Source organism: Calothrix sp. UHCC 0171 (assembly GCF_034931845.1).
In the GTDB taxonomy this organism is placed as follows: Bacteria; Cyanobacteriota; Cyanobacteriia; order Cyanobacteriales; family Nostocaceae; genus Brunnivagina.
Genome location: NZ_JAYGHN010000002.1, coordinates 13,786 through 27,049 on the forward strand (window position 1 = coordinate 13,786; position 13,264 = coordinate 27,049).

Consider the following 13,264-nt stretch of genomic DNA (forward strand, 5'->3'; position numbering starts at 1 on the left):
ACTTCTTTTCACAAAAGGCTGGCTAGTGGCAATTTACCTGCTATTTGAAGTTTTGCTTTTACGCAAGTAGAACAACTACAACCCATACCATCAATAATTGGATTGGACTTGTTAAACATTCCTGGGGTAATAGTGGCAAAAATTGGATGTGCAGATACCAACTCTACACGTTGTGTGGGAGTGGAGTGCTGAACTATTCCTGCTGCTGCTGGGCTAACTATAAATAGCAGCGAAGCGAACATTACAGGCAAAGCAAATAAAATCTGTTTAGCTACCTTCATAATTAAACCCTAAAGAGGCATTTTTAAGATACGACTGGAACTTTTCCGATTGGAAAACAAAGGATTTGGAACTACTGTTGCTATCCTGTCTTAATAAACACTCAGCAACACTCTTCTGCGCTATTATAAACGCATTTTAACTGCTTCATGCAGTCTTACCCGGTTCAACCTCCAAGGCTTATGTGCCGACATTGAGAAAAAGCACATTGGCTACTTGCAGTTTTTCATCCCGGTGCTGTAATGTCAAATCCTCAGCATTCGCTAGTAGCGATCGCATTTTTAATGACAATGATTTGGTGTTATTGGGTTCCCTGGGAGCGACATTGGCAAGTGTGAAAATTTTTTCAACTTTTACCAAACCCTTTATTGCGTGATACTTTTGACCAAATGATGATTTCTCCGTTGTCTCCTCCAGCTGCCAGCAGTTTACCTTGAGGATGCCATGCTAAACAAGAGTAGCCATTGGAGATACCTGTGAGGACTTGGGAAACTGTTTTCGCTTTTTTCCACAGACATAACCAACCATCACTAGCGGCAGAGGCAAGCAGAAAACTACCTGGCGCAAAACCAATACCTTGAATAATATCAACGTGATTTGTTAAAACTCGCGCTTCCCAACCCAGAGATTCATCTGCCAACTTTTCCCAAACCACCATCCCTTCAACGCTGGAAGTTGCCAGCAACGGCGCGCCAATGGGTGCATTAATATCAGACCAAGCGATTTGACGAATTTTCCCAGGGAAACCGCGCATTACCCAAGGGTCGGGATTACCCCATTCCAGGACAGAAACCGACCGATCCATATTACCAGATGCTAAAAATCTACCATCAGCAGACCAGGCGATCGCCAGACTAACTGTGGGCATTGCCAATAAATATGGTTCCTCATCCCAATCTTCGCTAGTCCAAATTTTTACACCCTTGTTGCCACCGACAGCCAGGTGTTTACCGTCACCACTCCAATCTATTCCCAAAGGAGAGGAATCCTCAAAATTTAGAGTAGTAATCACTTCATTTTTTTCGGCATCCCAAATCTGTATATATGTTTTAATACAAAATGCCAATTGATTACCTTGAGGATTCCAAACCAGTTTATCAACCCAAGCGGGAGCATTGTCTAAATTCGCAATTAATTCGCCATCATGCCAAATCTTCACCCATCCATCCTGTCCACCAATAGCCAAAAATTTCCCATCATGGGAAAAGGCAACACAGTCAATAGATTTACTAGTGGCAGATTGTAAAATATTTAACTCTTCATTTTGCCACAAAGCCACCTCACCCGCCGCAGACACAGCAGCAAGTCTCGAATCCACAGGCGACCAAGCAACGGCTGTTACATAATCAGCAAGGGTTCCAAGATAATTTTGGGCAAATTCTAGATTAGTTGTGGAAGTAGTCATAGATTTTGGAGAGTGGGCTGTACTGAGTGGAACAGGTATATACAATTGCCCAACACCACTCAGCGATTCTTTTATGCCATACAACCAAGGAAATCAGCTTTTAGCTGTGCTTCGTCGAGGTTGCGTCCAATGAACACAAGTTCATTTTTACGGGTTTCGTTAGCTTTCCAGGGGCGATCGGGTTTACCTTCAAATAGCATGTGTACCCCTTGAAATACAAAGCGGGTATCCTCTCCGTCAATATGGAGAATACCTTTCATGCGGAAAATATCAGTTCCTTGGGTTTGTAATAATTCACCCATCCAAGTATTGAGTTTTTCACCATCAAGTGCCCCATGTTCCACCAACGCTACTGATGTTACAGTATCATCATGCTCGTGTTCGTGTTCTTCTTCCAAGAAACCAGGTTCAAGTTCTAAAGCACGTTCTAAGTCGAAAGCTTTTACACCCAATAACTCATCCATTGCCAATTCTGAATTGCGGGTGCGATAAATTTTTGCCATGATATTCATCGAACGAATCCGCTTTTCGAGTTCTTCCAATTCTTCTGGTTTAACTAAATCGGTTTTGTTCAACAAAATTACATCAGCAAAAGCAATTTGTTCCTGTGCTTCATCCGCATCCCAGTGTTGCCAAATATGCTTGGCATCAACAACGGTGACTACTGCATCTAGTTCTAATTTTTCCCGCATATCTTCATCAACAAAGAATGTTTGAATTACGGGCGCTGGGTCTGCAAGTCCAGTAGTTTCAATGACTAAATGGTCAAATTTATGACGGCGTTTCATCAAGTTGCCGATAATGCGAATTAAATCGCCGCGCACCGTACAACAGATACAACCGTTATTCATTTCAAATATTTCTTCGTCAGCGTCGATTACCAATTGGTTGTCGATACCAACTTCGCCAAACTCATTCACAATCACGGCTACTTTCTTCCCATGCTCGTGGGTAAGAATACGATTTAAAAGTGTGGTTTTGCCAGCACCCAGGTAGCCAGTCAATACTGTAACGGGAACTGTATTTGATATATCTGTTGTTGCTGTCATAAATATTTTCGCAGAGAAGTTTACTTTTTTGAGTTGAGATTTGATTTTCGCTCATTAATTATAGGAATGATTCCTAATCAATCATGATGTCTAGGTTTCCTGGCAACTATCCTGCAACTATATAGCTCGTAAAAATGGTGCGATCGCTGCAAATACTTCATGAGGATATTCCTCGTGCATTCCTAACGTACCCGGAAGTTTTACATCAATCACGTTATGTAATGCGGCTACAGCATCCATTTCTGCGCGCGATTTGGGGGGAGAGGATTCTCCAATAATGACCATCAGTGGTATCGCAAGACCACTTACAAGTTCTAAAAATTGGGATTGGCTGTGGACTGCATCGAGATTACCTGTCACAAATGCGGCAGGTGCATAACGTGCGCCAGGTTTTTGAGTATTGCGCCATTTATGTTGAATAAAATCCGGGGTGAGTTTACTAGTATTTACATATACGTGACGACTGTACATCCAACTGAGAAAAGATGGCAACGTGTTGAGTTTGTAAAGCAATTGTCCGATAATGGGAGTACGAATCAGGTTTTTACCACTTGTTGCCGTATCGCGACTTAATCCCATTGTTGGTAAAGGACCACGCCAAGTTGGGGCAATTAAGACAATACGAGAGAATAAATTGGGTCTTTTCTGAGCGAGTTTGAGGACATATGCGGAACTGTGCCCTGCTGCAACTACTGCAATGGGTTGATTACAAACAGATGTAATGAAATCTTCAAGAAACTGTTGATAAATAGCAGGTTGGTAGTCGAAAGGAAGACGGGAAGAGTCGCCAAAACCTGGGAAATCAACAGCAAAAGTTTGCAAGTAGGGAGATAGAAGTTTGGCGATACCAGCCATTTCCGATCGCATGGATACGGTGCTAAATGCTGGTAATAATAAAACAGGGGAACCGTTGCCAAGGGTTTCGTAAACTACGCGAACTTGTTGGTTTTCCCAGTTCCAAATGTATTCTTGAATATTTCCACCAATTTCCAGTTCGGTAGGTGCTGATAATAAATCGGTTGACATTAGGTATTTGTTAATTAGTTATTGGCTAGAGGTTATTTATTAACTAAACCTGAAGACTAAAGGAAGCGGTTTTTTAGGATTTAAGTATCTCAAATAATCACCACTTCTACCCGTCTCCATATCTTCGTATCCGCCTCAATCCTCTTAATTATTCTGCAACACCCTATTCTTTCCCCTTATCCTAATTCCAATGCTTTTTTTTGCATTGTTTTAAAAATATTGTAAAAACCATTGGCACGTGAGGGTGTGAGGCTAACATTTAAGCCTGTTTCTTGGATAAAATCCGGTGCTAGTTGGACTATTTCCTTAGGTGTTAACCCATTCAAGCCTTCAATTAACAACCCCACCAGTCCTTTGGTTAGTTGTGAGTCTGATTCTCCTTGATAGGTTACTTTGCCCTCTTCCAGTGTGGCTGTAACATAAACTTGGGAGACGCAACCAGCAACTTTGTTTTCGGGTACTTTGTCAGCTTCCGGAAATTCTTTGAGTTTGGTGCCATACCAGATTAGCTGTTCATAGCGCCGTTTCTGGTCTGTTGCACGTTGGAAGCGTTGGACAATTTTCGCCAGGTTTGGTGGCAATGATTCAATCGAAAACGACATAACAGCAGCGTTAACAGGTAATTAGATTGAGGACTATCACCTTGAGTTTAAATTATTTACTGCTAGTTTGTGTTGTTTCTCTGGGCAAGCATTTGCGAGACGGTGAGAAATTTGTAGCCTTGTGCTTGTAATTTGGTGATGATGATTTCTGTCGCGGCGATTGTGGCAGTGCGATCGCCTCCTCCATCATGTAACAATATAATTGCTCCGGGGGTAACATTCTCGACTACACGGTTAGCTATTAACTCTGGATTGTTTTCTTGGTAGTCTTTGGGGTCTAAATTCCACAATATATGTTTCTTGTGCATCCGATGGAGAATGTAAGGTAATGTAAACCGCTTATACCCAAATGGCGCACGAAAGAGGATTTCGTTTGTCACTCCTAATCTACGCAATAATTTATCTGTCTTCTTGATTTCTGCACTGACAAAAGCAGGTTGTTTCCAAATTAGTTGTTTATGGGAGTAGGAGTGATTTCCGATTTCATGACCACTCTCAACTAACATTTTTACTGTTTCTGGATGTGCTTCAATATTTTTACCGACTGTAAAAAAAGTTGCTTTGGCTTCTAATCTATTTAGGAGATTAATTAGCTGATTTGTATAAGGTGGATGGGGACCATCATCATAAGTTAAAGCCACCACCATTTCCTTTGTGTTTACTTTTAAGAAATATTCTCCAACTAATTGAATTTTTGCGGTTTTTGCGAGTTTATCTAATATATAAAGTGTCAATAATGTGATTACGATCAGACCAATAATGATGGTATGCATATAGCTTGATGATGTATTTATATGTATATCTGAAATTCTTCCAATTAAACAGAACTTACCCCAAACAAAAATAATTAAATTTTCCAGAGTGACTTTCATTATTTGTATTTTGCCCTGACTAGATAATGAATATTTTCAATTTTCTACGTCTTAATATGAGCAAATTTGAGATGTTTACTTGATAATTTTGAAAGAACTGGTTAATACATTTACATAGCAGGGTAAGTTCAGATTAAAGATTACCAATTATATTATTAATCCCGTCCAGTACGAACCCAACTTTTTTGTGGTTTCATCAGAAAAGACCAATATATACCCATGTTCCAAAACATGTAAAATGGTATTGATAATAACATTCTTGTTGGTAGTTCTGCACGTCCAAATTTCATCCAGGCACTAACAATTGCGATCAATATCAAAACTCCCTGGATGAGAGTAATTACAGGCAACCAAATAATTCCCAGTGCCATTGCCATCAAATAAGAAAAAACTGCACTAACAAACCATAACATCATTAGTAATGATATTGGCAAAACTGTTAAATCCAAAGCGATCGCAATTAAATCAAGTCTTTTTTGTAAAATTCCTGCTTTAATTAGTTTAGGGAACTGCGATCGCAATGTTTCTAAATGTCCATGAACCCATCGTGTTTTTTGGGTTTCTCCTGCTTTCTGTTGCTGAGGAAAGTACCCCGTGACTAATGCCTCTTCACAAAAAATTGGCGTATATCCAGCCAAGGTAAAATCTAATCCTAACTGTTTATCTTCAACAATATTACTGCTGGCAAAACTAACTTTATTAATCAGAAACCAGGGTACAGCCATTCCCGTACCCGTTAGGGAAGCTGATAATTTTAATCGGCGCATTCCACGTTGACGAACTAAGTTTTTCACTAAAAACGCCAGCGTTAACACTGCATGTCTAGGTGTAATTGGCTGTGGCGGCTTGAGAAGGTTGGTTGATTGTACAGGCAGATGATTGAAAATAGCCGTTTTTGCCAATTTTTCAACTGTTCCTGGATGAACAATACAATCAGCATCAATGAAGATTACAACTTCGGGCGGATTGGCTTTTATGTACTGCAAACCAAAGTCTAATGCATAACCTTTTCCTCTTCGCAATGTATCGTTTCTCTCGATAACTGTGACACCATATTCACGGGCTATTTTTGCAGTATCATCGGTGCAGTTATCAGCTACCACAATAACTCTATCCTTTATGGTTAACTGGCTTTTCAGACTTGAGAGTGTCATGCCAATACCAGAGGCTTCATTATGTGCTGGTATTAAAATACATACTGAAGGATATGGTATTTTGTCATAATTATGACTGCAATTATTCGGTAATAATGCGGTAATACATTCCACAAACAAAATGACCTCTGGAATTAAAAGTGATATCACAAATGAGGCATATAGCCCATATAAAAAAAATATCAGTAAATTTTGCAGCATCATCACCAACTAGGCAATATTACGGTTTCCAGCGATTATTATATTCATTTGTGTTATTAGTTAATTTATAGATATTGTGTAGCTTTTTTAAAGTTTTATCTACGATTAGTTGTTTAATAAAATTAATATTAAATTTTCCTAAGTGCAAAAAGATACATTGAAATTGACAATGCAAATATCTGAATTATGTAAAGGTCATAATTATGATGAAATATGTATGAAGTATTAAGACAAAATATTAACTAGTGATACAAAAACGAGATTTTGATTCGTGTTTTTTGATAAGACTTTCTCAAGCAATATTTTTTAAAAGATTAAACATCGCTAAGGAGAAAATCGCGTGCTGACATCGACTTTAATCGCTACAACTGCTGCTGCTACTCCTCTAGAATGGAGTCCAACTGTAGGGGGAATTATGCTTTTTTGCAATATTCTTGCTGTTGCTTTTGCGAAGGGAACCATTCAAATACCTAATGCTGGACCGGCAATGCCATCTGGTAACTTATTTGGCGGTTTTGGCTTGCCTGCTGTTTTAGCTACCACTAGCTTTGGTCATATCTTAGGAGTGGGCGTGATTTTGGGCTTGCATAGCTTGGGCAGAATTTAGTATTGAAGTGCTGACGATTGCGCGAATAATAAGTGATTGGTAGAAGACAGCGCTGGTGTTAGACAAAATAAGAAAAATAATGGAGTTGGACTAATTCCAACTCCACTTTTTGTGTTCTGTCTGTGTTCTGTAAATTTTCGGAATCGAAAATCCCCAAACTAAAATCCCAAAACTAAAATCTCAACTATCGATTAAACTGCCATTTGTGTCATTCCCCGCATTTGCCGCAGGGAGTTTAGACAGGAAGGACAGTCACAACCGAATAATGCGATCGCCGCATCGCTTTCTTCTTCAGTAAAGTGTAATTCGTTGACTTTTTCAGGAGCTATTTCTACAGTCTCTTGGTTAGCTGCCGATACATTTGTATTGTTCTGACGACGTTCGCAAACAAATTTAGGCTGTGCGGGCGATCGCATACAAGTCAAAGAGTCTTGTTTAATGACTTCATTTGCTTGTGCTGGTTGGGTCAACATTACCATTGACACAATCGAAGCGAACAATACAGGGCTAGAAAACAATGTGAGGGCAAATTTTCTATTCATCTACTTAAAAGGGTTATTGATTACAGATAGAGTTGGTTTCAACATTTTCACATCAGTGGGCTGTTGCTCAGTAGATTTTAGACAAACTTGCCGATTTCGTCATGTATATTACAGCGATAATACGTACAATTTTACTTTCACCCTGGTTGTTATACCAATTCACAATTCGCAATTCGCAATTCGCAATTAAAAAACTGAGATGCAGCAAAGCTTTCAGGATTTACATCTTTATCAGATTTTTCGTGAAATGGTATTAGGCTTTGATGAGCAAGTATTAGGCTGATTTTGTCTGGTTGCAAATTAGAGTATCAATCAACCCAAGCGGTGAAAATTTGGCTGGGAATATATTTAAGTCTAAGCCAGAGACTAAATTTATATCTGCCAAGTTCCCAACACATATTGATGTCAGGAGTCGGAGCTACTCATCAATTTGCCAAGAATCCTTGTTAAAGTCTTCATCTAAAACTTTCTTGGGACGGACGATTACCACAATTTTCCCTAATATTGTTAGTTCGGGGGAACTCTCAAACCATTGAAAATCGATTTCGCCGTTATTATCCACCACAAAATAACTACTATCATTCCATTCTCGTTGAGAGCGATCGCATACTACCAAAACATCTTCAACGGGAGAATTTACGGTTTGATTGGGCAATCGTTCGCTATTACATAAAATTACCACAGGGTCTTCGGCTGCTAACACCACTTGCCAACCAGGAAGAGGCACCCATGCTTGTTCTCCAACAATCCTCACCATGCGGAATGCGCCAATCTCTTCCACTATGGGTACAGCTTTGATATCTTCAGGTTTTAAAGGCATTTCCCCCACAATGGGTAAAATACGTGCTAACTCGGACGCTGATTCGAGGCGGTAAAGCGGTAATATTGGTGCGGGTTTTTTGGGCGTAACAGTAAAATCGGTTAGTAATTGTTCGATTTGCTTTCTGGCTTCGGGGGAATGGGCAAAACGTAAACCTTTGGCGATGAGACGGGAACGCTCCTGTAAATCGGAGTATTGACGGGCATATTTCCATGCTTGATAGGCAACGGCATCACCTGCATGTTTGGTAAATCCTTCAGGGGGATTGCGAAAGCGGGAAAAATCTTTAATTGCTCTGGCAATTTCCTTAGCTTCATCACAGTCTATTTTTTGGGCAAATGCTAGTTCTGTTGCGGATGCTCGTTCTTCTTGAGTTAACAAGCGAAACTCATACAAAACATCGCTGGCACGTTTGCTAAAATGCGATCGCACTTCTTCGGAAATTCCCACTTTCTCGGCGGAGCTAAAAACCTGTGAAGCGACAACTACCTGGTTTTGTTGAACTGGTTCAAAGCCAGTTTCTTCAAAGATGGTTTGGGGACTGTAACCCGATTTCTGCAATTGCGCGATCGCAATTCCCCACTCTACCCAATTACCTTGTTTTTGCCTGAGTTTCCTCAGCAGCTCCGTTGCTGCATTATCATTACTATTGCCTGGGTTTTGAGTATCGCGTGGTTGGTCGCTCATAACTGAAATTGCACTTAATCACTGGGCTTGAATACACCAAGTATTATTCTATGTTCTAAACAATACTATTTCTCTTAGTTTTTTCAGCGTTCCTGGATTTGTAGGTGAAATTTACGCATTAGTTTAAACATTAATTAAATATTAAACTGAATATCTATGCATATCTATGCATGTCACCATCTTTGCATCAGTATATGCACTGGAGACAACTCCCTATATTTCATGTATAAAATTATATGTATTATTTATAGAGAGATTAATTAATATAGAAAATCAGGATATTCCCCAAGTTAATACTTACAATGATCAACTAAGCTGAAGTATGGAATATAACCATATCATTAAAACAATTCGCAATTCGCAATACTCGCAGAGCGAGAAGCTAAAGCTACGCAATTCGCAATACTCGCAGAGCGAGAAGCTAAAGCTACGCAATTCGCAATTACGCTTTGTGACGGGGATTTTTACCCCGACACAAAACAAGCTGTCTGTAGAGACAGGGGAATTAAACCCCCAGGCTTTGTTAAAAACTTAAAAAAATTATCTTATGGATAATCTGATTCTTGAAACTGATAAAATTCCCAAACAATTGATGACTTCAGAAAAACCAAAAAAACTCAAATTATTAGTGGTTGACGATGAGCCAGATAATCTCGATTTGCTCTATCGTACCTTTCGTCGCGACTTTAATGTCCTCAAGGCTGATAGTGGTGTCAATGCTCTCCAGGTTCTAGCACAAGAAGGGGAAGTTGCAGTAATCATATCCGATCAAAGAATGCCGGAGATGAAGGGAACTGAGTTTCTCAGTAAAACGGTTCCCCAGTTTCCTGATACTGTCCGTATTATCCTCACTGGTTTTACCGATATTGAGGACTTAGTAGAAGCAATTAATGCTGGACAGGTTTACAAGTATATTACCAAACCTTGGGACCCAACAGAACTGAAGGCTGTAGTCCAACGTGCTGCGGAAACCTACGACTTACTCAAGCAACGAACCGAAGAACTACGTCGTGCCAATGCTCAAATGTCATTGTTGACATCATTAGTCAATGTGGTACAAATATCTTCCAGTCTTGAGGATACTCTCGTTCCTCTTGCTAGTGCTTTTGGTGATAGCTTTGCTGCGGATGCTTGTATTCTCCAGATGGTGGATGGTAAAACACTCACTTCACCCCAAGGGACTTACAGCAGCAATGGTACAATTAACAATTGGCTGGCTAGTGATCCATTAGTTAATCAAGCGATCGCTACTAAGCAAATCCAGGTGGCGGCAAATGTACCTAGTGATGAAAAATTAGCTGGGCTGCCGCATTATTCGGAAAGCGGTATTAAAGCACATTTAGCAATACCAATTATTTACCGCAGTCAAACCTTAGCGGTGCTTTCACTTCAGTGGAAACAACCCTTTACCTTACGTGAAGATGAACTCAAGCTCATTCACTCCTCTGTGCAATTAACCGCGATTGCGCTGATGGCAATTCATTGTAGCTAGAACTATCTGTCAATCATATCAATATATAACAAACCAACTTCTCACCCTGCTCAAAATTATTTATTGGGTAGGGATTTATATTAAAACAATTCGCAATTCGCAATTCGCAATTCGCAATTCGCAATACTCGCAGAGCGAGAAGCTAAAGCTACGCAATTCGCAATTACGCTTTGTGACGGGGATTTTACCCCGACACAAAACAAGCTGTCTATAGAGACAGGGGAATTAAACCCCAGGCTTTGTTAATACTAGTATTAAGTATTAATTGATACTTAACAAAAAGAGCGATCACCATCCTCATCAGCAAGCCTGAATTACTTTCTTCCGTTTGCTGCAACTTTATCTATTTCATCTACAGCCACGACTGGTTGAGGCGGAGCAACAATAATATCAGCACCGTTGACTATTGCACCTAGCAAGTCCATGTCTGACTCTGATAATTGCTCGATGGCTTCGCTAAATACGCTTTCTTGGGTGTAGTTGGGTCGTGCCACCATAATTATACCATCACTGTATGGCTGGATTAATAATGGGTCGTTGGATAACCCTAGGGGGCTAGTATCTAAGATAACAAAATCAAAACGTTGTTTTGCGTCTTCCATGAGTCGGCGAATTTCGCTTGATTCAATGATTGCGGCGGAATTACGGACTGGACCAGGGCTGGGGACAATGTATAAATTTTCGACTTGTGGGACGAGGCGGACACATTCGCTGGGGCTAGCATAATAACGTAATGGTTCAATTGTGGCGTTGGGGTCTACTGTTACACCTAAAGATTCACAGTAAGAGGGCGATCGCAAATCTGTTTCAATGATTAAAGTACGTTTACCAGCACGGGCTGATGCTATTCCTAAGTTGTAGGCACTAATGGTTTTACCTTCGGAACTACCAACACTAGTGATTAATACTACCTTTAAATTACTATTGCCAATTCGACGTAAGTTACTACGAAATTTCTCATAATATTCTAAGTATGGTGATTCGGGAGAAATTATTACTGGTAACTCTCCTTTCTCTAGGTCATCTACTGGTAGTAAAGGTAACTCTCCCAACAGGGCAACTTCTTTTTGTTTCAAGTTGTCGCGAATATCTTCTTGGGTTTTGAAAGTGCCTTCGAGGGAACCTAATAGGAATATAACTCCACCGCCAACAATAATTGCAAAGAATCCTCCTGCGCCTAAAGTCACGGGGACACTTTTCGGGGGTTTGACATCAGCAATGACGCGAGGGGGTCTAGCAATACTCAAACTGCTGACGGTTTCTGCTTCCGCAGTTTTGGCATCTGTGATTTTTAACTGCATTTGGTCGTAAACAGCTTTTTTGAGGAGTATCTGCTGTTCGAGACGATTTCTTTCTAGTTGTTTGTTGGGGATGAGGGAATATTCTTGACGAAGTTTTGCTTCTTGGCGAATTTCATTATTCAGTTGTTGGATAAGAGTATCGCGTTGTGTTTGCAGTGCAACTAATTGGTTGGCGAGTTCTTGGCGTGCGGGGTCTAAATTACTACGGGCACGTAGCGCCGCAACACTTGCTGGTAGAGGAGCAGCATTGCCACCACCACTGACAACTTCATTGGCGCGCTCTCGGAATAGTTTTTCCGAAGCTTCTTTTTGCCGCATCAACTGCACCATTGTTGGGTGTTGGGGACGCAAATCTTTTTTTAAAACTTCGATTTGGGAATCAACTTGAAAAATTTGCGATCGCAAGTTGTTTAAAATTGGGTCTGCACTCAATGCTGAAGAAACATAAGCATCGGTGGGAGTTAAGCCCAATTTGCTTTGCAAGCTACGAATTTGGGCATCAATGCCAATCAAAGTTTGTTGTAATAAACGTTGCTGGCTTTGACTTGTAGTGACGGCAGTTAACAAACTACCATTTTCGGCTGCTAAAATCGCTGGGCGTTCGACTCGATCATATGCTTCCAGCTTTTGCTCTGCGGCTTCAAGTTCTTTCTTTGCCTGTGGTAATCGTTCCTCAATTTTACCAATAATAGATTTGAGTTGACCTGTGTTCCTTTCTCCACTTAGTTTCACTGCCGCTTGCATTAAGATTTGTAAGACCTCTGCGGCTCGCTTTTGTTCAGTATCTTGATATTTAAGCTCAATAACATTAGACCCGGTTTCACCAGGTTTAGGTGCTTTCGGAAATTCAATGGCAATCATTGACGAAAGTTGCTTGGGCTTAAGTTTAGTTTTCTCAATAATTGCCCGTACGATTGGCTCGGAGAGTAAATCTTCTGGAGTTAACGTTTGCCCTTTTTGTTGAATTTCGCTACCAATCGCCGAAAATGAAATTGGCGGTCCAGAGTATGTCAATGCGGCATCTGCCAAATATTTGACAGGTGGTTCCGGTTGCATAGCCACCACCGTTGAACCCGCTACAACTAACGCGAAGCTAGCCAATCCAATCCACTTGTATTTTTCAAATGCAATGAGATAGCGTTTAACAATCGGTGGTGTCATTGTTTTAGTGGTGAATGCTGAGTGCTAAGTGGGAGACTGGGAGAGAGAAACTTAATTGAGAAACAT

The 13,264-nt window shown here is 40.4% G+C and carries 13 protein-coding genes; 2 read left to right on the forward strand and 11 right to left on the reverse strand.

Annotation, left to right across the window (positions count from 1 at the left end):
• Positions 1–8: 8 nt before the first annotated feature.
• The 8 genes from VB733_RS02085 to VB733_RS02120 all read right to left on the reverse strand — a co-directional run bounded on the left by VB733_RS02085 (position 9) and on the right by VB733_RS02120 (position 6,501).
• Positions 9–281, reverse strand: a complete 273-nt coding sequence (locus VB733_RS02085) for a hypothetical protein (protein WP_323338457.1) — start codon at positions 279–281, stop codon at positions 9–11.
• A gap of 178 nt (positions 282–459) precedes the next feature.
• On the reverse strand, positions 460–639 hold the full coding sequence (locus tag VB733_RS02090) for a hypothetical protein (RefSeq protein WP_323338458.1): 180 nt from the start codon (positions 637–639) through the stop codon (positions 460–462).
• A complete protein-coding gene (locus VB733_RS02095) occupies positions 626–1,684 on the reverse strand; it encodes a hypothetical protein (protein ID WP_323338459.1) in 1,059 nt (352 codons plus the stop codon). The genes VB733_RS02090 and VB733_RS02095 overlap by 14 nt, the downstream gene beginning before the upstream one ends.
• A gap of 71 nt (positions 1,685–1,755) precedes the next feature.
• Positions 1,756–2,733, reverse strand: a complete 978-nt coding sequence (locus VB733_RS02100; protein WP_323338460.1) for a GTP-binding protein — start codon at positions 2,731–2,733, stop codon at positions 1,756–1,758.
• Between the two features lie 117 nt (positions 2,734–2,850).
• On the reverse strand, positions 2,851–3,759 hold the full coding sequence (locus tag VB733_RS02105; protein WP_323338461.1) for an alpha/beta hydrolase: 909 nt from the start codon (positions 3,757–3,759) through the stop codon (positions 2,851–2,853).
• Between the two features lie 176 nt (positions 3,760–3,935).
• A complete protein-coding gene (locus tag VB733_RS02110) occupies positions 3,936–4,361 on the reverse strand; it encodes a SufE family protein (RefSeq protein ID WP_096617673.1) in 426 nt (141 codons plus the stop codon).
• 62 nt (positions 4,362–4,423) lie between these two features.
• Positions 4,424–5,134, reverse strand: coding sequence for a polysaccharide deacetylase family protein (locus tag VB733_RS02115; RefSeq protein ID WP_323338462.1), 711 nt, complete (start codon positions 5,132–5,134; stop codon positions 4,424–4,426).
• 254 nt (positions 5,135–5,388) lie between these two features.
• The gene (locus VB733_RS02120; protein WP_323338463.1) at positions 5,389–6,501 is read right to left on the reverse strand and encodes a glycosyltransferase family 2 protein; all 1,113 of its coding nucleotides are present in this window, start codon (positions 6,499–6,501) and stop codon (positions 5,389–5,391) included.
• Between the two features lie 427 nt (positions 6,502–6,928).
• On the opposite strand from VB733_RS02120, the gene psaK reads away from it, so the two are divergent.
• Entirely contained in the window at positions 6,929–7,195 is a 267-nt protein-coding gene (gene psaK, locus VB733_RS02125) for a photosystem I reaction center subunit PsaK (RefSeq protein WP_323338464.1), read from the forward strand.
• A 191-nt stretch (positions 7,196–7,386) separates the two neighbouring features.
• On the opposite strand, the gene VB733_RS02130 is transcribed toward psaK, so the two are convergent.
• Both VB733_RS02130 and VB733_RS02135 read right to left on the reverse strand, forming a co-directional pair.
• Positions 7,387–7,737 (reverse strand): hypothetical protein, encoded by a 351-nt coding sequence (locus VB733_RS02130; RefSeq protein ID WP_323338465.1) that lies wholly within the window; start codon positions 7,735–7,737, stop codon positions 7,387–7,389.
• Between the two features lie 418 nt (positions 7,738–8,155).
• Positions 8,156–9,244: a RuBisCO accumulation factor 1 gene (locus tag VB733_RS02135; protein WP_323338466.1), complete on the reverse strand. Its 1,089-nt coding sequence runs from the start codon at positions 9,242–9,244 to the stop codon at positions 8,156–8,158.
• Positions 9,245–9,791: 547 nt separating this feature from the next.
• Here VB733_RS02135 and VB733_RS02140 point away from each other — a divergent pair.
• Positions 9,792–10,736, forward strand: coding sequence for a response regulator (locus VB733_RS02140; protein ID WP_323338467.1), 945 nt, complete (start codon positions 9,792–9,794; stop codon positions 10,734–10,736).
• Positions 10,737–11,050: 314 nt separating this feature from the next.
• Here VB733_RS02140 and VB733_RS02145 read toward each other — a convergent pair whose 3' ends face one another.
• Positions 11,051–13,198, reverse strand: a complete 2,148-nt coding sequence (locus VB733_RS02145; RefSeq protein ID WP_323338468.1) for a GumC family protein — start codon at positions 13,196–13,198, stop codon at positions 11,051–11,053.
• Positions 13,199–13,264 lie beyond the last annotated feature (66 nt).